Source organism: Gottfriedia solisilvae (assembly GCF_002128405.1).
Taxonomy (GTDB): Bacteria; Bacillota; Bacilli; order Bacillales; family Bacillaceae_G; genus Gottfriedia; species Gottfriedia solisilvae.
In genome coordinates this window covers 679,666-700,639 of sequence record NZ_NETJ01000002.1, presented here as the reverse complement: position 1 = coordinate 700,639, position 20,974 = coordinate 679,666, and the positions used below count along the sequence as shown (strand labels likewise).

Annotated in this window: 24 protein-coding genes; 5 read left to right on the top strand and 19 right to left on the bottom strand. The window is 33.9% G+C overall.

The annotated features are described in order from the left end of the window. Window positions 1-29 precede the first annotated feature (29 nt). Window positions 30-389, bottom strand: a complete 360-nt coding sequence (locus CAB05_RS08270; protein WP_087999346.1) for a GNAT family N-acetyltransferase — start codon at window positions 387-389, stop codon at window positions 30-32. A gap of 636 nt (window positions 390-1,025) precedes the next feature. Here CAB05_RS08270 and CAB05_RS08265 point away from each other — a divergent pair. Continuing rightward, window positions 1,026-1,652, top strand: a complete 627-nt coding sequence (locus CAB05_RS08265) for a cupin domain-containing protein (protein ID WP_087999345.1) — start codon at window positions 1,026-1,028, stop codon at window positions 1,650-1,652. 55 nt (window positions 1,653-1,707) lie between these two features. Here CAB05_RS08265 and CAB05_RS08260 read toward each other — a convergent pair whose 3' ends face one another. Then, entirely contained in the window at window positions 1,708-2,145 is a 438-nt protein-coding gene (locus tag CAB05_RS08260) for a peptidylprolyl isomerase (protein ID WP_087999344.1), read from the bottom strand. 190 nt (window positions 2,146-2,335) lie between these two features. On the opposite strand from CAB05_RS08260, the gene CAB05_RS08255 reads away from it, so the two are divergent. Next, window positions 2,336-3,202 carry a DUF1002 domain-containing protein gene (locus CAB05_RS08255; RefSeq protein ID WP_087999343.1) on the top strand — a complete coding sequence of 289 codons (867 nt, stop codon included), beginning with the start codon at window positions 2,336-2,338 and terminating at the stop codon, window positions 3,200-3,202. A gap of 58 nt (window positions 3,203-3,260) precedes the next feature. On the opposite strand, the gene CAB05_RS08250 is transcribed toward CAB05_RS08255, so the two are convergent. From CAB05_RS08250 to CAB05_RS08200, 11 genes are all read right to left on the bottom strand, one after another. Beyond that, a complete protein-coding gene (locus tag CAB05_RS08250) occupies window positions 3,261-4,715 on the bottom strand; it encodes a spore germination protein (RefSeq protein WP_087999569.1) in 1,455 nt (484 codons plus the stop codon). Further along, window positions 4,696-5,280 (bottom strand): stage V sporulation protein SpoVABEA, encoded by a 585-nt coding sequence (gene spoVAEA, locus CAB05_RS08245; RefSeq protein ID WP_087999342.1) that lies wholly within the window; start codon window positions 5,278-5,280, stop codon window positions 4,696-4,698. The genes CAB05_RS08250 and spoVAEA overlap by 20 nt, the downstream gene beginning before the upstream one ends. A gap of 3 nt (window positions 5,281-5,283) precedes the next feature. Beyond that, window positions 5,284-5,634, bottom strand: a complete 351-nt coding sequence (gene spoVAE / locus CAB05_RS08240; protein WP_087999341.1) for a stage V sporulation protein AE — start codon at window positions 5,632-5,634, stop codon at window positions 5,284-5,286. Window positions 5,635-5,645: 11 nt separating this feature from the next. Beyond that, entirely contained in the window at window positions 5,646-6,653 is a 1,008-nt protein-coding gene (spoVAD, locus tag CAB05_RS08235) for a stage V sporulation protein AD (protein ID WP_087999340.1), read from the bottom strand. 12 nt (window positions 6,654-6,665) lie between these two features. Continuing rightward, window positions 6,666-7,118 (bottom strand): stage V sporulation protein AC, encoded by a 453-nt coding sequence (spoVAC, locus tag CAB05_RS08230; RefSeq protein ID WP_087999339.1) that lies wholly within the window; start codon window positions 7,116-7,118, stop codon window positions 6,666-6,668. 12 nt (window positions 7,119-7,130) lie between these two features. Next, window positions 7,131-7,553 carry a stage V sporulation protein AB gene (locus CAB05_RS08225; RefSeq protein ID WP_087999338.1) on the bottom strand — a complete coding sequence of 141 codons (423 nt, stop codon included), beginning with the start codon at window positions 7,551-7,553 and terminating at the stop codon, window positions 7,131-7,133. Further along, complete coding sequence (locus tag CAB05_RS08220) at window positions 7,537-8,163, bottom strand: stage V sporulation protein AA (protein WP_087999337.1); 627 nt, start codon at window positions 8,161-8,163, stop codon at window positions 7,537-7,539. Before CAB05_RS08220 ends, CAB05_RS08225 begins: the two co-directional genes overlap by 17 nt. A 162-nt stretch (window positions 8,164-8,325) precedes the next feature. Next, window positions 8,326-9,081, bottom strand: coding sequence for an RNA polymerase sporulation sigma factor SigF (gene sigF / locus CAB05_RS08215; protein WP_087999336.1), 756 nt, complete (start codon window positions 9,079-9,081; stop codon window positions 8,326-8,328). A gap of 12 nt (window positions 9,082-9,093) precedes the next feature. After that, on the bottom strand, window positions 9,094-9,534 hold the full coding sequence (gene spoIIAB, locus CAB05_RS08210; RefSeq protein WP_087999335.1) for an anti-sigma F factor: 441 nt from the start codon (window positions 9,532-9,534) through the stop codon (window positions 9,094-9,096). Further along, window positions 9,534-9,884, bottom strand: a complete 351-nt coding sequence (gene spoIIAA, locus CAB05_RS08205) for an anti-sigma F factor antagonist (RefSeq protein ID WP_087999334.1) — start codon at window positions 9,882-9,884, stop codon at window positions 9,534-9,536. Before spoIIAA ends, spoIIAB begins: the two co-directional genes overlap by 1 nt. Window positions 9,885-10,005: 121 nt before the next feature. Then, window positions 10,006-11,169 (bottom strand): D-alanyl-D-alanine carboxypeptidase family protein, encoded by a 1,164-nt coding sequence (locus CAB05_RS08200; RefSeq protein WP_087999333.1) that lies wholly within the window; start codon window positions 11,167-11,169, stop codon window positions 10,006-10,008. A gap of 188 nt (window positions 11,170-11,357) precedes the next feature. Between CAB05_RS08200 and CAB05_RS08195 the strand changes: the two genes are divergently transcribed. Genes CAB05_RS08195 through CAB05_RS08185 form a run of 3 tightly spaced genes read left to right on the top strand, consistent with a single transcriptional unit; the run spans window position 11,358 to window position 13,621 of the window. After that, a complete protein-coding gene (locus tag CAB05_RS08195) occupies window positions 11,358-11,741 on the top strand; it encodes a GntR family transcriptional regulator (RefSeq protein ID WP_087999332.1) in 384 nt (127 codons plus the stop codon). A 1-nt stretch (window position 11,742) separates the two neighbouring features. Further along, the gene (locus CAB05_RS08190) at window positions 11,743-12,621 is read left to right on the top strand and encodes an ABC transporter ATP-binding protein (protein ID WP_158093214.1); all 879 of its coding nucleotides are present in this window, start codon (window positions 11,743-11,745) and stop codon (window positions 12,619-12,621) included. Further along, a complete protein-coding gene (locus tag CAB05_RS08185) occupies window positions 12,614-13,621 on the top strand; it encodes an ABC transporter permease subunit (RefSeq protein WP_087999330.1) in 1,008 nt (335 codons plus the stop codon). Before CAB05_RS08190 ends, CAB05_RS08185 begins: the two co-directional genes overlap by 8 nt. Before the next feature lie 289 nt (window positions 13,622-13,910). Here CAB05_RS08185 and CAB05_RS08180 read toward each other — a convergent pair whose 3' ends face one another. The 6 genes from CAB05_RS08180 to map all read right to left on the bottom strand — a co-directional run bounded on the left by CAB05_RS08180 (window position 13,911) and on the right by map (window position 20,872). Beyond that, window positions 13,911-15,209: an NCS2 family permease gene (locus CAB05_RS08180; RefSeq protein WP_235821396.1), complete on the bottom strand. Its 1,299-nt coding sequence runs from the start codon at window positions 15,207-15,209 to the stop codon at window positions 13,911-13,913. 209 nt (window positions 15,210-15,418) lie between these two features. Continuing rightward, the gene (locus CAB05_RS08175; RefSeq protein WP_087999328.1) at window positions 15,419-16,726 is read right to left on the bottom strand and encodes a pyrimidine-nucleoside phosphorylase; all 1,308 of its coding nucleotides are present in this window, start codon (window positions 16,724-16,726) and stop codon (window positions 15,419-15,421) included. Between the two features lie 112 nt (window positions 16,727-16,838). Beyond that, entirely contained in the window at window positions 16,839-17,657 is an 819-nt protein-coding gene (locus CAB05_RS08170; RefSeq protein ID WP_087999327.1) for a purine-nucleoside phosphorylase, read from the bottom strand. A gap of 12 nt (window positions 17,658-17,669) precedes the next feature. Beyond that, window positions 17,670-18,851 (bottom strand): phosphopentomutase, encoded by a 1,182-nt coding sequence (gene deoB, locus CAB05_RS08165; RefSeq protein ID WP_087999326.1) that lies wholly within the window; start codon window positions 18,849-18,851, stop codon window positions 17,670-17,672. Between the two features lie 216 nt (window positions 18,852-19,067). Then, window positions 19,068-19,766: a TerC family protein gene (locus tag CAB05_RS08160; protein ID WP_087999325.1), complete on the bottom strand. Its 699-nt coding sequence runs from the start codon at window positions 19,764-19,766 to the stop codon at window positions 19,068-19,070. A 359-nt stretch (window positions 19,767-20,125) separates the two neighbouring features. Beyond that, window positions 20,126-20,872, bottom strand: a complete 747-nt coding sequence (gene map, locus CAB05_RS08155) for a type I methionyl aminopeptidase (protein WP_087999324.1) — start codon at window positions 20,870-20,872, stop codon at window positions 20,126-20,128. Between the last annotated feature and the right edge of the window lie 102 nt (window positions 20,873-20,974).

Genomic DNA, 20,974 nt, shown 5'->3' with positions numbered 1-20,974 from the left:
GTGTTCGACAATGAAGTCGAACACTTTTTCTATAAAACTTTCAAACTAATTTTACAATGATCAATAAATGAAGCTATTTCTTCAGTCGTAATAATCGTATAATCCACATACTGATTTCGGATAGCATCATATAAAGAGGTTGCAATACCTTGATTTCGGAATGAAGGGTTTACACTTAGATGTTTAATCATAAGAACTTTATCTGGTAAAAGTTGAATTCCAATAATTCCAACAATATCGTCTAATTTCCAAAGGAATAAATGATTATCTTCATTTGTTTCATAGTCTTTTATTGTATTAACTAAGCTTTTCACATTCTTTTCATTCGGCATAAACGATAGCAGGCCCATTGCAATTTTTTCATATGTTTTCTTATACCTAATTAACATGTTTACCCCTCTTAAAAATTAATAAAACTCTTAATCTTCTAATAAAACATTCAAATATATGCTTTATTACCTTACTATATTACGAAAAATCTAAAAATACGTTCCAACTATATCAATATTTCAAATATATAATTTACACATTTTTCTGTCAAGACCGAAAAGTGGAAGCAACTCGCTCTGACCCGACAAGCATAAGACAAAGAACACTGAAAGTTGCTTTTTAACTTTCATGAGCTTTGGCTTATGACTCGAGGGTCAAGTTGCTGGAACTAGACAGTCCGAAAAGTGGAAGCAACTCGCTCTGACCCGACAAGCATAAGACAAAGAACACTGAAAGTTGCTCTTTAACTTTCATGGGCTTTGGCTTATGACTCGAGGGGCTAGGCGCTGGAACTAGACAGACCGAAAAGTGGAAGCAACTCGCTCTGACCCGACAAGCATAAGACAAAGAACACTGAAAGTTGCTTTTTAACTTTCATGAGCTTTGGCTTATGACTCGAGGGTCAAGTTGCTGGAACTAGACAGACCTAAAAGTGGATGCGCCTACCCTCAACCCCTTTTGTAATATGGAACCATTTGCCCAATTCTTGAATACATTGAACTTTAAATAAATGAATTGTTAAAGGAATGGTGAAAATGAGATTGGATTTGGATTATACTTCACCCTCAACCCAATTTAGTTTCGATTTAAATACAAATACTTCTTTTAAAAAAGATAATCAAAATTACATTAATAGCTTGAGTATAAATCAATTAAATACACTAGATCAGCTTTCGTTATTGGATATTTATTTAAGTACAAATAACGTAGTTGAGCCACACTATCATCAGAATTCATCTGAGTTAGTATACTGTATTTCAGGTTCAGCTGTTGTCTCAATTTTCAACCCATATACAAGACAGCTTCATCATTACCCGATTACACCAGGACAGGTTGCAAATGTTCCACAAGGATGGTGGCATTATGAAATTGCCACAACTGATCAAACACATTTACTGGCTATTTTCAATGCACCAACACCTGATGTTATTTTATTCTCAGATTTATTAAAGTTCACTCCGGCAAACCTTGTAGCCCATACTTACTGTCTTGATGAAAATCAATGGAAGCAAACACTTTCACCACTTCAGCCTTCTACTTTTATTGGCCCGCCAATTACATGTCATCAAGAAAATGGTAGCCAAATGTCACCAACTCAAAATCATCAAACCTATTCCCAAGTCGCTTATCAGCCATATTATCAACAGCCTCGTTATTGGTAATGTTTGGATAAAAAAAAACTCTTTTCTGTTAAACAGAAAAGAGTTTTTTTAAAAATTATTGTTCGTCCCAAACTTTTACTTCTTTCATAACGTCGCCGTTACGCATTCTTAAAACTGTATCCATTCCTTCAGTTACTTGACCAAATACAGTATGTACACCATCTAAATGTGGTTGTGGCTCATGTACGATGAAGAATTGACTTCCACCAGTATCACGACCAGCATGCGCCATTGATAAAGCACCTGCTTTATGTTTATGTGGATTTCCTGCAGTTTCACATTTAATTGTGTAACCAGGACCACCTGTACCATTGCCATTAGGATCTCCACCTTGAGATACAAATCCTGGGATAACGCGGTGGAATGTTAATCCATCGTAAAATCCTTTTTTTGCTAAGCTTTCAAAATTTTCAACTGTTGCTGGAGCATGCTCAGCAAACAAGTCGATTAAAATTTGCTCACCGTTCTCAAATGTAATACTTGCCTTTTTCATAAAAAATTCCTCCTTATGTATTACAAACTTCTAAGACTATATTGTCCTATTATTACCATTACTTAAATAAACTAGTAACGCTTTTATAATCATACAAAAAACAAAAAGTAATGACAAGTTTTCGAAAACTACTATAATAGGGTTATAAGATTTTTAATTAGTATTAACTTAAAAAGGGAGTGTTTCTTTGTTGAAACAAAAAATTTTAGCATTCACCTTATCAATGGGATTAATTGCTATGCCATTATCAGTATTAGCAGATTCTGTTCCTGGTGAAACAATCGTAACTCTTGGACAAAACTTAACTGAAACTCAGAAAAAAGCATTATTATCAGAAATGGGCGCACCTGCTGATGCTAGAACTGTTACAGTTTCAAATCAAGAGGAACATAAATATTTAGATGGAACAGTGCCTAAAGCACAAATTGGAACTCGTGCACTGTCATCAGCGATGATTACAATTGGTGAAAAAAATACAGGGATTATTGTTCAAACAAACAACATCTCATGGGTTAGTAATGCAATGTATACAAATGCATTAATTACAGCTGGTTTGAAGGACGCAAATATCGTGATTACAGCACCGTTTGAAGTTTCTGGTACTGCCGCTTTAACTGGAATTATGAAAGCATATGAGCTTAGCTCTGGCGAAGCAATTCCAGAGGAAGTTAAAAAAGTAGCAAACGAAGAAATGGTAAAAACTGCTAAATTAGCAGATACAGTTGGAAATGAAAAAGCTGTCCAACTTGTTGCACAAGTTAAAGAAGAAATTGCTAAAAATCCAAATATGACAACTGATGAATTAAAAGACTTAGTTAATCGTTTAGCTGGTGAATTAGGTATTAATTTAACATCAGATCAAATGGCTAGCTTAATGGCTTTATTTGAAAAAATGAAAGATTTAAATATTAATTGGGATCAAGTAGGCAATCAATTAACAAAAGCAAAAGAACAAATTTCTGACTTCTTAAATTCAGAACAAGGACAATCTTTTATTCAAAAGTTAAAAGATTTCTTTTCTGCTTTATTCGATGCCATCCTTTCATTTTTTAAGTAAGGTAAAGAAGTAAAATTAAAAACCTCGATCATCTTACATGATGATCGAGGTTTTTAATTTATAATGTTGCATCTCCAATTGTTTTTCCACCTTTTTTCTTTTCGCTTTCACTTGCCTTCGTTCGAATAATAAAGTGCAGAAATGCTCGACCATCAAATGGGATAAATGGCCATAAATAAGGTGTATTTAAAGTACTTAAGCTAGCTAAAAATAATATAAATAATGTTGACCCAATCATAAAGCCTTTTATACCTAATATTGCAGTTAATATCAAAATTACAAATTTAGCTAGTTTATTGGCTAGTGCTAATTCATAGCTTGGTGTAGCATATGAACCAATCATGGACACTGCTGTATATAGTACTACTTCTGGTTGGAATAGTCCAACATCGATTGCAACTTGTCCGATTAATACAGCTGCAATAATACCCATTGATGTCGAAACAGCATTAGGTGTATGTATACTGGCCATCCTTAAAAACTCAATCCCCATGTCTGCAATAATTAATTGTAAATAGATCGGGATATTACTTGTTTCTTTTGGACCGATATAGCTTAGTTTTTCTGGTAAAATTTCTGGTACATTACATAGTAATAGCCAAAACGGTAATAAAAATACACTCATAAAAATTCCAATATAGCGGATCCATCTGAGGAATGTACCTACTGATGGAGTTTGACGAAATTCTTCAGCATGTTGCATATGATGGTAATATGTAGCTGGCGTTATGATGACACTCGGCGATGTATCTACAATGATGATGACATGACCTTCAATAATGTGATTTGCAACTACGTCTGGTCTTTCCGAATACCTTACTAATGGAAAAGGATTATAACCTTGTTTTAAGATAAATTCCTCAAGCTTTTTATCGGCCATCGACATCCCGTCGACATTAATTTTTTTTATACGGTCGATAATTTCTTTTACTAATTTTTCATTAGCTAAACCCTTAATATATGTAACACATACATCTGTTTTTGAACTTTCGCCTACTTGTAAAATTTCATTTCGTAAATTTTCGTCGCGAATTCGTCTGCGTATTAATCCTGTATTATTAATAATGTTTTCTGTAAACCCATCTCTTGAACCACGTACCACTCTTTCTGTATCAGGTTCAGTTGGTCCACGACCTGGATAACTTCTTACATCTACTGCTAAAGCTTTCGCTTCACCATCAACTAATACTACAATTAAACCGGATAATATATTTTTAATTACTTCTTCAATTGTTAATATAGCAGTTACTGATTGATGTACAATTGTTTCTTCCACTTCTTTAAACACTGGTTTATTTTTATCTTCTATCTTTAATCCAATTAAATCATCTAAGATCATTTGAATAAAACCAGTATCTGTTAATCCATTTACATAATACAATTGTACTTCAACTTTATTTACATAAATAATCCGTTGACCTAAGTCGAAACTTTTGCCAAATCCTAATCGATCTTTGATAATATTTGCATTCGTTACTAACTTTTGTGATAAATCAGTTGATTCCGTTTTTATTGTCAAGGAATTCACTCCTTTCTAAGATGTATTCAATTGCTTTCCTTGTAATCGGAGAGCCTTTTTCTATGTCATCACGGCCTCCCATTTTCCCTATGTCTCCAATACCAATTATTAATGGAATATTTAACTGATCTAAATTATAAACAGTGTCCCCATTAATTCTACCTAGTTCAATATCTGGTACACCGAATTTATCTACACCATATTCAGTTAAATTCCCTTCATTATCAATACTGACATCTACCCTTGTCCATTCTTGATGATGCGTATTTGATGCAACGGCTAAGGCAGCAATTACTTCTATATGTTTGTCATTTGCAACATACTTTAAAGCTTTTTCTCCAGGCCCTTCTCCCATAAAACCACTATCATCAAATAAGACAAATATTGGTTCCTTTTGGGCTTGCATGATAATTTCTACCATTTTTTTACCTGAGAACTTTGTCGGATTACCTTGCGACTGGGAAATTGTACACCCACCAAATTGTTTTGCTAGATGTTCAATACTCCTATGAGCATAAACATCTCCATCAGTTATAATGATGACTTTTTTAGTCTTCATATGTTAGCCTTTGGGTTTAAATAGTAAGGCAATAATGAATGAAAATAGAATTGCAGCTGAAATCCCTGAAGATGTGAGTGAAAAGATTCCCATACCAATGCCGACAAAGCCGTGTTGATTCGCTTCTGCCATTGCCCCATGTAATAAAGAATGCCCGAAACTTGTAATCGGAACTGTTGCACCGGCTCCCGCAAATTCGATTAGTTTATCATAAATTCCAAATCCATCTAATATTGAACCGATTACTACAAATAAACACATGACATGACCTGGAGTTAATTTTGTATACTCAAAAAGTAATTGACCAACTACACAAATGAGTCCACCCACAATAAATGCATAAACAAATTCCATCTTTACACCTCCTAACAGCTTTCAAAGACAACAGCATGTGAAATGGTTGGGATCGACTCTTTCTGTTGAATCATTGTAGGGCTTAATAGTGCACCGGTTGCAGCAACTAATATCTTCTTATAAGTTCCTTTTTTCATTTCCTGGAATAAGTGACTATATGTAACCACTGCTGAACATGCACAACCACTACCACCAGCAAAAACCTCTTGATTATCTCTGTCATAGATGAGGAGTCCACAGTCATTATATTTACCTGACATATCGTAGCCCTCTTCTTTTACTAGTTGTTCACAAATCGGTGCACCTACTGCTGATAAATCTCCAGTTACAATCAAATCGTAATCATCTGGTGTTGTATTTGTATCTTTAAAGTGCTGCACAATTGTATATGCAGCCGCAGGAGCCATTGCAGAACCCATATCGAAAGGATTTTTTAATCCTAAATCTTGTACGGTACCAATTGTTGCACACTTTACTTTAATCCGACTTTTTTTACTTGATAATAAAATACTTCCAGCTCCAGTTACCGTAAAAGTAGCTGAGTCAGGTTTTTGCCCTCCATACTCAGTTGGATATCGGTATTGTCTTTCTGCAGTAGCATTATGACTGCTAGTCCCTGCTAATGCTAATTTTGCATAACCACTATCAATTAATTGAGCACCAAGTGCGGCTGTTTCCATTGACGTCGAACATGCACCAAACATACATAAGAATGGTAATTGTAATTCCCTTGCGATAAAATTTGCAGTGACATTTTGATTTAGTAAATCACCTGCTAAAAATACATCTATATCTTCTACATTTTTATTTGCTTTCTTTAAAGTTGTGGAAATAGCGTTTCTCAATAAAGCACGCTCAGCTAATTCCCAATTATCTTCATTACAATGTAAATCTTCATATGCATAATCATATGTTCCTTTTAATAGCCCTAAATTTTCTCTTGGTCCAACTGCAGTACCTGAGGACTGAACATACACGCCATTCGTAAAATCCCATGTTTGTTTTCCAATAAGTCCCACAAATTTCACCTCCTAAAAAAGTACTTTAAATGCATATCGGATCATACCGACAATATAGGCCGATACAACTCCGTATACAATGACACATCCTGCTAATTTAAACATATTTGTAGCTACACCTAACACAAGTCCTTCACTTCGATGTTCCATCGCTGCACTCGTCATAGAATTAGCAAATCCTGTAACCGGTACCGCTGAACCCGCTCCGGCAAATTGTCCAATTTTATCATATAGTCCTAATCCAGTTAATAAGCTTGAAATTAAAACGAGAGTTGCAACAGTAGGATCACCTGCATTTTTATCAGTGAACCCAAAATAATTTATATAAATTTCTGATATAGCTTCACCTAAAAAACAAATGAATCCTCCGACAATAAATGCTCGAATACAATTACGTAAAACATGTTTTTTAGGTTGATATTGTTTAATACCTTCTTGATAATTTGATTTTAATTTTCCACTCATTACCTTCATCCTTTACTCAATAAAATAGATCCAATGAAATAATGATCCAAATACTTTTCCTAGAGCAATTGCCATCAATAGGTAGACTATTTTTCTTTGAATGCCTATACGTTTTGCTAGTATCGGAAACACATTTAGTACTTCTGTTAATGCTGCTGCAAGCATACCGATGAACATACCTGCTAAAAGTCCAATCGGGACAGAAGCATATTTTGGCATGAAAAATACCGTATCCCTTAGACTGATCCAACAACCAAATAATGCGCCAACTACGACTGCAAATTCATATGCTCGTATTTTTTTAATTGTTTTCGTTATTTGGGTTAATCTTGGAATAATCCCAATAACGGATAAAAAAGCAACAAAACCAGTTCCAACTGCTATACCACCTGAAAAACCAATAAAGGCTACAAATAGATCATGGATCATCGTCATTCACACTTTTCGTTGGTTTTTTATTTTCATTTACTAATACATACTCATCCATTGATCTTTGATATTGAAACATTTCCACTTCCAAAGGACTCGGCTCTTCATTTAAACGTGTTTTAAACCATTGATTAAAAAATAAAACCATGCCTATACCTAACCCTAATGAATAAGGCACTTGTAAAAGTAAAGGCTTATGATGATATTCTCCCGTTATTAAATAGTAAATTCTTTGTTGTACTTGTTGCATACTAACGTCCTCGTGAAAATAAATGATCGCAAGTGATGAGCCCGCAAATAGTAATATCCAAACAAATAAAAATAAAATGACATTTTCCTTTTCCACTGCATTCTCTAGCTCTAAAATACACATCGTTACGCCAATTAATTCAAATGAAACTTCGGAATCAACTGCTTGAATGAGTGGTAAAAGTTCCAAAATATCGATTACAGTATGTGTACCATCCTCCTTTTTCGCTTCGTGTACGATAATATTTTTAATTTCATCTAACTGAATGTTTATACCTTGTAGTCTCGCTATATCACCTAGTCGTACACTCTTACCTACTTGAACTACTACTCGGTTTAGTAATTTAATGTATAGTACCTTTTTCATACTTTCCCCTCGGTTTCAAAGCAATAAGTATTCGATTACAACTAGTATGTGAAAACTTCCCAAAAATAGTCATAACAACTAAAACTACTTCAAATTTGCGTACATAAAAAGAGGAAGAAAAGTAGCAACTTGCTACATTTCTTCCTCTTCTAACGAATCATTTTATTTAATTTTATCTTTCATTTGTTGGAGAATTTTTTTCTCGAGTCTCGAAACTTGTACTTGCGATATACCTAACCGTTCGGCAACTTCAGATTGAGTTTGGTCTTTATAGTATCTTAAGTAAACAATTAATCTTTCTCGATCATCAAGTTGTTTAATTGCTTCCTTTAATGCAAATTTCTCAAACCAATTTGTTTCATGGTTATCAGCAATTTGATCTAACAATGTGATAGGATCCCCATCATTTTCATACACCGTTTCGTGAATCGATGAAGGTGCTCGACTAGCTTCTTGGGCAAGTACTACATCCTCAGGTGTAATTTCCATATATGTAGCGATCTCATTAATTGTCGGCATTCTACCAAGTGACTTACTCAATTCTTCTTTTGCTTTACGAATTTTATTATTTGTTTCTTTTAATGACCTACTTACTTTTACTGTACCATCATCGCGGATAAATCGTTGGATTTCACCGATAATCATAGGAACAGCATAGGTTGAAAATCGAACATCATATGATAAATCAAATTTATCAACTGATTTTAATAATCCAATACAACCAATTTGAAATAAATCATCTGGTTCATAACCACGGTTAATAAAGCGCTGAACAACTGACCAAACAAGTCTCATGTTGTGCCCGACGATGCTGTCTCTAGCCATTTGATCTCCAGCCTGACTACGCTTAATTAACTCTTTTAATTCGCTATCCTTTAACTGCGTACGGGGTTGATCTTGCTTGACTTCTACGTCCATAGGCGATTCTCCTTAATTACATAGAGCATTGCTATTTGATAAATACTTTTTTACAGTAATTGTCGTACCAACGTTTTCAGTAGAAACAACTTCACAGTGATCCATAAAGTTTTCCATAATTGTAAAGCCCATTCCCGATCTTTCTAAATCTGGTTTAGATGTAAATAAAGGTTGCATCGCTTCATCTAGGTCAGCAATACCAATACCTTCATCTCTAATTGTTAATGTAACAGACTGATCTTCTAGGACAACTGAAATATATACAATACCTTCTGGATTGTTTTCATATCCATGTATGATCGAATTTGTTACAGCTTCAGAAACGACAGTTTTAATCTCTGTCAATTCATCTAATGTTGGATCTAACTGGGTAATAAATGCTGCCACAGTTACCCTAGCAAATGATTCATTTTGACTCAATGCCGAAAATTGAAGGTTCATTTCATTACGCATTACGCCACCCCCAAAACAGTCAGTCCATTAGACTCGTCTTCTGCCAAATGTACAATTTTAAACAAACCAGACATATCAAATAATCGTTTGATTGATGGTGAAATAGAACATACGACCATTTCTCCACCTTTGTTTCGAATGACCTTATATCTTCCTAAAATGACACCTAATCCAGAACTATCCATAAAAGATAAGTGTTCAAGATTTAATAAAATATGTTGTATTGGCTGTGTTTCTAATACTTCATTCACCTGTAAACGTAAATCTTCGGCAGTGTGATGATCAAGCTCACCTGCAAGTCTTACACAAAGGATCGCATTTTTTACTTCTAGCTCGATATTAAGACTCACTTCAATAACCTCCTTATTATGACGGTTAAATGAAAGTTTCGTTGTCTTAACTTGAAATTCCTTCATGATGACAAAACTAGTGTAAATACGTCAAAAGTCTACGTTCTTAAATTGAATGAGATTAATTAAATCCACCGATTGTACGTTTAAATAAGTCATACCATTTAGCTTTAGGAATATTGTTCTTTGCAACTAAATCAGTAGTTGATAAAACTCGATTACCTTGTTTCAGTTCTAATTCCCCTACAACTTGACCTTTTTTAATTGGCGCTTGTAAGTCTTTTTTCAACTTAATGTTTTTTGTCACTTTATTTAAAGCTTCACCTTTTTTCAGCACGACTGATACTGGTGATTTTGTTACTACATTTACATTTTTTGTTTTCCCTTTACTGATTGACAATTTATCAACATTGTCGCCTTGTTTAATAAGTTGTTTTACTTGATATTGATTAAATGCGTAATCAAGAAGTTTAGACATTTGTGCATTTCTTTCCTTCGAAGTAGGTGCACCCATAATCACACTAACAACTCTCATGTTATTTTTCTTTGCAGTTGCTGTTAAGCAATATCTTGCTTCTGCAGTAAAACCAGTTTTTAAACCATCAGCTCCGGGATAAAAGCGAACTAATTTATTTGTATTGACTAACCAAAATTGTTTTTCTGTATTTTGACGTAAATAATCCTCATACGTACCTGTATACTTTGTAATAAGCGGATGCTTCAATAGCTCTCTACCCATGATTGCCATATCATACGCAGATGAATAATGATCTGCAGCAGGTAATCCTGTTGGATTTTTAAAATGTGTATCTTTTAAACCAAGAGACTTTGCTTTATTATTCATTAAATTTACAAATGCCTCTTCAGTACCTGCAATTTTTTCTGCCATGGCAACTGAAGCATCGTTCCCTGAAGCAATCGCAATCCCTTTTAACATTTCATTAACTGTCATTTCTTCGCCAGGTTCTAAAAAGATTTGTGAACCACCCATTGATGCAGCATATTCACTTGTCATTACTTTATCATCTAGCTTTAAATTTCCTTTATCGATTTCTTCCATAATAATTAGCATTGTCATAATCTTCGTCATACTTGCTGGTGGAAGCTTCTTTCTCGCATCTTTTTCATATAAAACTTCACCTGTATCTTGCTCAATAATAACGGAAGATAATGCATTTTTAGCTAATTCAACGTCTACGGTTCTTGTCTCTCTTGCATTTACTGTAGGCAGTGATAATGAGAAGATCAATGCACTACTAATAAGTGTAAAAACTACCTTTTTCATTAATAACCCTCCATTCTATTCATACATATTTTTTCCAAATATAAGTAGTTTAATCAAAGTGAGAAGAAAATATTAGATTGTATGGAACTATTTACTACATTCATTGCATATGATATAAATAAAGTGTATTAATCATACTCATACACTCAGTACAATTAATACACCTAATTTTGTAAGGTGGTGATTATTTGATTATTGTCTTAGTCGCAAGAAGTCATTTACCATTGTGGGAACAAATTGTTCTACAAGTGAAAGAACAAATTTTAAGAAATGTTTTACTAAATGGAGATAAGCTTCCATCTGTCAGAGAATTAGCAACAACCTTACTAATTAATCCGAATACAGTTAGTAGAGCATATCAAGAGTTAGAGCGAAGTGGAATAATTGAAACTGTCCGAGGTAAAGGAACGTTTGTCATTGGTTTAACAAAGGAATCCGTATCAGAACAAACCCTTCTTAAATATCAAAATAAATTTTCAAACCTTTTAATTGAAAGTCTAATGGAAGGTATTGATGAAGAATTGATTATAAATTGGGTAAAAGAAGTTTATTCAAAAAAGGGAGTTGAATAATTTGTTAAAAATTCATCAACTAAGTAAAAAACTTGATGAAACAGAAATATTAAAAAATATATCATTTGATATAGAGCAAGGAACAATTACAGGATTAATTGGGCGAAATGGCGCTGGAAAAACGACTTTACTTCGTACAATTGTAGGGATTCTGTCGCCTGATGAAGGCGCTATTTTAATCGACAACAAAGATATTACGATTGAACCAAATACGCGAAATCAAATCGCCTATATGAGTGATACAACAAACTTCATTAAACAATTTACTGTGAAGGAACTCATTACAATCTATGAAAATGCTTATCCTAATTTTGATAAAGAAAAGTTTCTAGATGCACTTAATAAATATAAATTACCGCATGGGTCTTTACGTAAATATTCAAAAGGTATGAAGACACTATTATATTTACTGTTAACATTTTCAACGGGAGCAAATTACGTGATTTTAGATGAACCAACGAATGGTTTAGATCCAGTTGTGAAACGTACAGTTTTACAATTAATCATTGAATATGCAAGTACAAATTCCGTTGGTGTATTAATATCGTCACATCATCTTGTTGAGCTGGAAAAAATTATTGATCAATATTTATTCTTAAAAGAAGGAACAATTGATAATGTTGCAACAATGGAAGAAAGTACAAATAAACATTTTAAATTACAAGTAGCGTTTGAAAATGGATTACCTTCTGAAATAGCAGAACTTGAGCATGTATCCGTCTTTTCTAAAACAGGTAAGGTTGCCATTTTAATTGTAAGCGGACAAAAAGAAGAATTTTTGCAGACATTAGGAAAAAGGAATCCGCTTTTACTTGAGGAACTTCCTTTAACATTAGAGGATTTATTTTTCTTAAAAGACGGAGGAGAATTATATGTTTAGTAAAGCATTGTGGCTAAAGCATTCTAAACAATCAAGACTTGCACTTATCTTATTATATTTGGTTTATGTAGTCATTTTACCGTTTAGTTATTATAACAACATATTTGAAATGAATAGAGCATTAGAAGCTTCTTACACTGAATACCCTTTTATTTATATTGGTGAATTTAGTACGTTAGCATTTATATCTCCAATTCTTGTTTTAATTTTGAGTATATTATTAATTGGAATTGAACGTAATACTGGCGGTATTGACTTTCAATTCTCTCTACCTTATACACCAAGACAATTATTTTTATCAAAATGGATTTTTGGTGTCGTTCACATTTTTATCGCAACTGTATTTTTAAGCATATTAACACTCATAATCCATTACTCTACTATTCTACATCAATATATTGATACTAGTGGATTTTTACCGATCTTTGTTACACTTTTTCTATTTTCGATTGCATTTTTAACAATTGGCTTAGCCATCGGTACACTGACTGGTCATTATTTTTCACAAACACTGTTTACTATTTTTACTATTTTTTCACCCATTTTAATCTTTTTTAGTGTGCTATCAAATTTAAAAGGACTATTTAATAAGGATTTTAATGGTTTATTAGAAATTGAGAAGAAAATAGTCGATTGGTCGATCTCTTTCCAATCTGGCAGTTTAAGTATTACAAAAGATTTTGATCAGCAAAATGTGACGTATCCAACATTTGATTTCCATAACCTAGTTGTCATTCTCATTTATATTTTCGTGTTTTTAGTGATTGGTTTGCTTTGTTATAGTCGAAATGCAAATGCGAATAATGGAAAACTATTTGTTTATAAAAAGTTTGGCCATTTTGTAAATATTCTATTTGTTTATTTATCAGCAACTTCTATTGCAATTCTTACTTCTACAATTGCAAACGGAAGTAATGTCGTTGTTTATGCGATTGGCTTACTGATTGGGTTAATTGCTGGTTACTATTTCTATAAACGACTTAACAAATTTTTTGAATAAAGTAAAAAAGCGCTATTTTCTCTTATATCGAGAAATAGCGCTTTTTATTTTAAGCTCTTTTAAAAAAGAATGTTGATTTCCGTTTCAGGATGCTCGCTTTCCATGGGGCGTGAGCCGAGCCTCCTCGGCAAGCCTCCGGGGTCTCACCCTTCCCGCTACTCCCATAGGAGTCTCGCACCTTCCACTCCAATCAATCTCTTTAAATATTCTATACTTAAAATTCTATAAGATTCTTTTTCGAAAATGTCTTTTGTAAAATATCAAAGATTAACATTAACAGAGCATTATTTTATGAAATAAAGTTTAATGCAAAACGTACAAAAAATAATGCAGATATTGCCACCATATATGGTGTAATTTCGGTTTTTTTACCAGCCGCTAACTTAACTAGCGGATAAGCGATAAAACCAAAAGCAATTCCATCAATAATACTATATGTTAAGGGAATGAATGCTAATATTAAAAAGGCTGGTATTGCCTCAGTAGGATCATCCAATTGTATATCAGTAATGTGCTTAACCATTAATGAACCGATAATAATTAAAATCGGTGCGATTGCAGATGTTGGAATATACGCAATCAGTGGCATAAACAGTAAGCATCCTAAAAATAATAGACCTGTTACAACAGAAGTAAGACCTGTACGACCTCCAGAACTTATACCTGCACTACCTTCTACGGCAACGACAGTAGGACTTGTTCCAAAAATACCTGACAACAAGATCCCTAAGGCAGTTCCTTGTACGACCTTCTGCTGCTTACTCTCTTGATTCATCATACTTAATTGCCCATGTATGATCCCAATTGATTCAAATAAAATGACCATTGTTAACGAAAATACTGCGATCCAAAAAGAAAAACTCATAATATGCGTAAAGGTCAGTTGTCCGACAACTTGATTCGCAGATTCAAATGTAATTGAAGTTGTTTCGTGTGCTTTTTCAATGCCACCATGTAGTAAAAACGAAATGAAGGTTCCTAGAATAACTGTAATTAAAAAATTGGCTGGAACATTTTTAATAAATAAGTAAATCGCAATTCCAAGTGTAATGACTGTCGCTAAAACATCAGGATTTGAGAAGTTTGCAATTGATACAAAAGTATCTTCATTTTTTACGACAATTCCACCTTCTTGAAGACCAATGAACGTTAAGAAAAATCCGATTCCTACTGTTATTGCACTTTTTAATGATAATGGAATCGCAGTTGTCAGTTTCTTAACTAGGTTTGTAAACGATAAGATGGACAATATTACGCCGCTAATAAATACGACTGCAAGCGCTTCCTGCCAGCTCATGCCCATTTCTCCAACCATTGTGTAAGTGAACAGTGCATTAATACCCATTCCTGGTACTAATACTAAAGGTGAGTTGCTCCATAATCCGATCATCACGCTTCCTAAGAACGCTGATAGGATTGTTGCAATCATTGCCCCTTGAAACGGTATACCAGCATCATGTAGTATTGTACTGTTTACTGAAAGGATATAGACAAGTGTTAAAAATGAAATAACGCCTGCAATAACCTCCGTTTTAATGTTTGTACCGCTTCCTTCAAGATTAAATTGTTTGTTTAAAAGATTTTTCAAGTGAATTCCTCTCTTATAGTGTCTCCCTCGCCCACCCATGCACTAAGGCACGTTAAACATTATACTAGAAATCGTCAAATATGAAAACAAAAATTTACTATTTTAATGGTGAACTTTCCATAAGAGTTTCTTACATTTCAAATTAATATATTTACATGTAAAGAAAAAAAGCCATTCTCAACTGATGAGAATAGCTTTTATACTTAGTCTTAAGCTTCCATAATTAAATCATAAACTAAAGTAGGCTCTTCTACTTTTTCTTTAGAAAGAATGATATTTTCAAGTAAGTCTTTCTCTACTTCACTAATATCCTCTGTGTTTGAGTAAACAGTTACTAATGATTCACCTTTCTTCACTGCATCTCCAACTTTTTTGTTTAACATTAATCCAACAGCTAAATCGATAACAGATTCTTTTGTCGCACGACCTGCTCCTAATTTCATAGCCGCTGTTCCAACTGCATCAGCAACGATTCGTGATACATAACCGTCTTCTTTTGCAACAACTTCTTGAATGTATTTTGCTTGAGGTAATCTTGAAGGATCATCAACTACAGATCCATCTCCACCTTGAGCTACTAAGAATTTTTTAAATACTTCTAATGCTTTACCATTTTTCATATTTTCAACAAGTTTAGCTCTTGCTTCATCAAGTGTTTCAGCTTTTTTCGCTAAAACAACCATTTGACTACCTAAGATTAAACATAATTCTTCTAAATCTTTTGGACCTTCACCTTTTAATGTGTCAATTGCTTCTTTTACTTCTAAAGCATTACCAATCGCAAGTCCTAGTGGTTGGCTCATATCTGAAATGATTGCTACAGTTTGTCTTCCAACATTGTTACCAATCTTAACCATTGCTTTTGCTAGATCACGAGCATCTTCAATGTCTTTCATAAATGCGCCAGCGCCAGTTTTAACATCTAATACAATCGCATCTGCTCCAGCAGCAATTTTCTTACTCATAATTGAGCTAGAAATTAAAGGGATTGAGTTTACTGTCGCAGTTACATCACGTAGCGCATATAACTTTTTATCTGCTGGTGTTAAATCACCAGTTTGACCGATTACAGCTACTTTAATATCATTTACTTGTTTTATGAACTCTTCTTCAGTTAGTTCAACGTGGAATCCTTCAACTGCTTCTAATTTATCAATTGTTCCACCAGTATGACCTAAACCTCTTCCGCTCATTTTTGCAACTGGTACATCTAATGAAGCAACTAATGGTCCTAATACTAATGTAGTTGTATCGCCAACCCCACCAGTAGAATGCTTATCAACTTTAATTCCTTCAATGTTTGAAAGATCGATTGTATCACCAGAATGAACCATCGCCATAGTTAAATCGCTATATTCTACTTCAGTCATGCCTTTTAAAAATACCGCCATTGCAAAAGCACTCATTTGATAATCAGGAACGCTTCCATCTGTAAATCCATTAATGATAAAATTGATTTCTTCAGTTGTTAAAGTTTTTCCATCGCGTTTTTTTTCAATTAAGTCTACCATTCTCATGTTTGGAATTCTCCTATCTGTTATGTCTCTTCTATTTTGTATCTATTTATCTAATCTAGAACGAAAAGGGACTTCTACAACAGCAGTGCAGAAGTCTTTTCATTTAAGGTTTTTATCCTAATTTACGAACAATTTCTTTTACTAATGATAAAAATTGTGATCTTACTCTTTGAGTTGTTTCAATTACCTCTTCATGGTTTAAAGGTTGATCTAAGATACCTGCAGCCATATTTGAGATACATGAAATCCCTAATACTCTTAAGTCGGCGTGACGAGCAACCATAACCTCAGAAACTGTTGACATACCGACAGCATCAGCTCCTAATGTTCTAAACATACGGATTTCTGCTGGTGTTTCATATGAAGGACCAGTAACAGCTAGATAAACTCCCTCTTGAAGGTTTACATTCACTTCTTTTGCGGCATTTCTTGCAACATCTCGAAGTTCACGATCGTAAGGATGAGACATATCAACAAATCGTAAGCCTAATTCTGGATTATTAGGTCCAATTAAAGGACTAGTTCCTGTAAAGTTAATATGATCAGTGATTAGCATTAGATCACCTGGTTCGAATGATGTATTCACTCCACCAGCTGCATTTGTTACAACTAAAATGTCAACACCTAACTCCTTCATCACTCGAACAGGGAATGTTACTTTTTCCATGTCATATCCTTCGTAAAAGTGAATTCTACCTTGCATAGCGACAACGCTTACACCATGAATATCACCGAATACTAGTTGGCCTTCATGGCCTTCAACAGTAGAAGTAGGAAATTCAGGAATCGTATGATATGGAATTTTCACTTGATTTTCGATTTCATCTACTAAAATCCCTAAGCCTGAACCAAGAATTAAACCTATTTTTGGTTTATGTTTAATTTTTTCTTTAATAAATGAACCTGCTTTTTCAATCATTTCTTTATTCATTTTAACTCCACCTTATCTCAATTTTCCTAAAAAACTTGATCCATGTGATGGCAATTTAACATCAAAATTCTCAGCGATTGTCGCTCCAACATCTGCAAAAGTTTTTGGAATAGGTAACTCTTTACCTTCAGTAAACTTTTTACTATAAACAATTAAAGGTACATATTCTCTAGTGTGATCAGTACCAGCAAAAGTTGGATCATTGCCATGGTCTGCAGTAATGATTAATAAATCATCTTCTTTAAGCAGTTCAAATACTTCGGGTAATCTTGCATCGAACTCTTCAAGTGCTTTACCATATCCTAATGGGTCACGACGATGGCCATATACTGCGTCAAAATCAACTAGATTTAAGAAGCTAAGACCAGTAAAGTCCATATTTAATGTATCAACTAATTTATCCATTCCGTCCATATTTGAAACTGTACGTAATGCTTTTGTAATACCTTCACCATCAAAAATATCTGAGATTTTACCGATTGAAATCACATCATAATTCGCATCTTGTAATTCGTTCATTACAGTACGTCCGAAAGGCTTAAGTGCATAATCATGACGGTTTGGTGTACGTTTAAAATCACCTGGTTCTCCTACAAATGGTCTAGCAATAATTCGACCAATCATATATGGATCATCTAAAGTTAACTTACGAGCAATCTCGCAATATTTATATAGGTCTTCTAAAGGTATAACATCTTCATGTGCTGCAATTTGTAAAACAGAATCAGCAGAAGTGTATACAATTAAATCTCCTGATTTCATATGCTGCTCGCCAAGCTCTACTAAAATTTCCGTTCCAGAAGCTGGTTTATTACCGATGATTTTACGTCCAAATTGGCTTTCAAGCTCACTGATTAACTCAGCAGGAAATCCATCAGCAAATACTTTAAACGGCTTGTCAATATGAAGCCCCATCATTTCCCAATGTCCTGTCATCGTATCTTTTCCAACTGATGACTCTTCCATTTTCGAATAAAATGCAAGTGGTTTCTCAGCCTTTTTAATTCCTTGTAATTCGCGAATATTACTTAATCCTAGACTTGCCATATTTGGCATATGTAATCCATTCATTTTTTCTGCAATATGTCCTAGTGTATCTGAACCAACATCATTAAATTTTTCTGCATCAGGAGCCTCTCCTATACCTACAGAATCCATAACAACGAGGAACACGCGCTTAAATTCTTTACTCATCTGTTTTCCTCCTAACGATCGCTACAAACTGAAACTAAAGTGTAGAGTCAGATGTCTGACAACTAAAGTATACTTATTGTCCTAATTCTTTTCAACCATTATATTTTCCATTTTGTGTATATTGATACGATTTTTCCCTTTAATTTTAAAAAATTTCATAAATAATTAATTAGAAAAAAGCCCAACCTATAGTAAGTTGGGCTTGTTTTCGTTTTATTAAGCTGTTTGATTTTGAGATGAACTCTCGTTGTGTTTTTGAGCTTTTTTCTTTGCAACTAAAGTACCAGCAATCACTACTACTGCAGTTAATACAACTTTAAAAGTTGTAGCAATCATTTCATTTTCAAATACATCTTTAATCATATTATCGTGTGTAATCATTCCAGCCGCAGTCCAAGCTAAAATTGCAGAACCGATCGTCGTAATAATTGGATATTTGTTCATTACTTTCATTAAGAAAGAACTTCCCCATACAATTAATGGGATTGATATAAGAATACCGATTACGATAGCAGTTAAGTCTCCATGTGCTACACCAGCAAGTGCCAATACATTATCTAAACTCATTAAAGCATCTGCAACAATAATTGTTTTGATAGCACCCCAAAGTGTTGCACCACTTTTCACATCACCATGTCCTGCATCATCCACTAATAATTTAAATGCGATCCATAATAGCATTAAACCACCGATTGCATAAATTAATGGGATTTCTAATAAATATACTACTATTGCAGCAAATATTACTCGAAGTCCAATTGCACCTGCTGTACCTAGAAGTACCGCTTTTTTCTTTTGATCTTCAGGTAAATTTTTAGCAGCTAAAGCAATTAAGATAGCATTGTCTCCACTTAATAACAGGTCGATAAAGATTACGTTTACTAGTACGCCTAAACTCAGTCCAAATATTTCCATATCTCTTCCTCCTCATAATCTACTATTTTATTAAACAACCTGTATCCGTGTCTACAAAAATAAAAAGACCTTTACCTATAGTTGTAGAACTACGGCAAAGGTCTTGCTGAGCATACGCTAGTTGTATGCCAACAAAGCCGATGAGAATAAATTCTCATGAATTGACGACTTTGTTTCAGGATTTCTCCTGACGCTACTCCCCTTTGGAGTATTCGATTGTTTGTAATATAATATTATGCCAACTCGTCTATTATGTCAATAATTGTTAATCAAATTTTAATTTTTGTTTTTCGTTCATTCAGTTTGCTGTAACGATTCTTATCTTAAATCACTGATCATTTTTTATCAATGTTAATATTTTACTGCATTGTTAATATTTTTGGACCTTCACTTGTTATTGCCAATGTATGCTCATATTGTGCTGAATTTTTACCATCTCTCGTACGAGCTGTCCATCCATTCCCATCCATTTGTGAATGCCATGTTCCAATATTTATCATTGGTTCAATCGTGATAACCATACCTTCACGAAGTCTAAGTCCTTTTCCTGCCATACCAAAATGTGGTACAAAAGGTTCTTCATGAAGTGTTGGCCCAATTCCATGACCAGTAAAATCACGAACAACTGAATAATTTAATGATTCAGCATATGATTGAATCGCATATCCAATATCACCTAGACGATTACCTACAATAGCTTGTTCAATACCTTTATATAAACATTCTTTTGTAACTTTTAGTAAATCTTTATTTTCTTTTGTGATATTTCCTACGCCATATGTCCATGCTGAATCTGCAAGAGCACCATTTAAATTAACAACCATATCAATTGTTACAATGTCCCCATCCTTTAAAGCCTTTTTACGAGGGAATCCGTGACAAATCTCATCATTAATTGATGCACATGTTGCATATTCATATCCACGATATCCCTTTTGTTCTGGCTTAGCACCATTTTCAGCTAAAAACTTCTCTACAAATTGATCAATTTCCCAAGTTGTAATCCCTGGTTTAATCATTTTTGCAATTTCTTTATGTGTAGCTGCTAATAACTTCCCAGCTTCATGCATTAAATTGATTTCCCGCTCAGTTTTAATCGTAATCATTTTTATTCATCCTCTCTTACGTATCCACTTAATGACTAATTTAATATATTATGCATTTACTTGGCAACAAATCCTACAATATAAAAGGAAAAAAGAGCCTAT

Bases quoted from the DNA above. Each gene is read 5' to 3' on its own strand.
- spoVAC (WP_087999339.1), bottom strand. From the start codon at position 7,118: ATGAGTGGAAAATTAAAATCAAATTATCAAGAAGGTATTAAACAATAT.
- sigF (WP_087999336.1), bottom strand. From the start codon at position 9,081: ATGGACGTAGAAGTCAAGCAAGATCAACCCCGTACGCAGTTAAAGGAT.
- CAB05_RS08170 (WP_087999327.1), bottom strand. From the start codon at position 17,657: ATGAATAAAGAAATGATTGAAAAAGCAGGTTCATTTATTAAAGAAAAA.
- CAB05_RS08175 (WP_087999328.1), bottom strand. From the start codon at position 16,726: ATGAGAATGGTAGACTTAATTGAAAAAAAACGCGATGGAAAAACTTTA.
- CAB05_RS08265 (WP_087999345.1), top strand. From the start codon at position 1,026: ATGAGATTGGATTTGGATTATACTTCACCCTCAACCCAATTTAGTTTC.
- CAB05_RS08270 (WP_087999346.1), bottom strand. From the start codon at position 389: ATGTTAATTAGGTATAAGAAAACATATGAAAAAATTGCAATGGGCCTG.
- CAB05_RS08200 (WP_087999333.1), bottom strand. From the start codon at position 11,169: ATGAAAAAGGTAGTTTTTACACTTATTAGTAGTGCATTGATCTTCTCA.
- spoIIAB (WP_087999335.1), bottom strand. From the start codon at position 9,534: ATGCGTAATGAAATGAACCTTCAATTTTCGGCATTGAGTCAAAATGAA.
- deoB (WP_087999326.1), bottom strand. From the start codon at position 18,851: ATGAGTAAAGAATTTAAGCGCGTGTTCCTCGTTGTTATGGATTCTGTA.
- CAB05_RS08260 (WP_087999344.1), bottom strand. From the start codon at position 2,145: ATGAAAAAGGCAAGTATTACATTTGAGAACGGTGAGCAAATTTTAATC.
- map (WP_087999324.1), bottom strand. From the start codon at position 20,872: ATGATTACGATTAAAACTGAGCGGGAAATCAATTTAATGCATGAAGCT.
- CAB05_RS08220 (WP_087999337.1), bottom strand. From the start codon at position 8,163: ATGAAAAAGGTACTATACATTAAATTACTAAACCGAGTAGTAGTTCAA.
- CAB05_RS08185 (WP_087999330.1), top strand. From the start codon at position 12,614: ATGTTTAGTAAAGCATTGTGGCTAAAGCATTCTAAACAATCAAGACTT.
- CAB05_RS08160 (WP_087999325.1), bottom strand. From the start codon at position 19,766: ATGGAAATATTTGGACTGAGTTTAGGCGTACTAGTAAACGTAATCTTT.
- CAB05_RS08225 (WP_087999338.1), bottom strand. From the start codon at position 7,553: ATGACGATGATCCATGATCTATTTGTAGCCTTTATTGGTTTTTCAGGT.
- spoVAEA (WP_087999342.1), bottom strand. From the start codon at position 5,280: ATGAAGACTAAAAAAGTCATCATTATAACTGATGGAGATGTTTATGCT.
- spoVAE (WP_087999341.1), bottom strand. From the start codon at position 5,634: ATGGAATTTGTTTATGCATTTATTGTGGGTGGACTCATTTGTGTAGTT.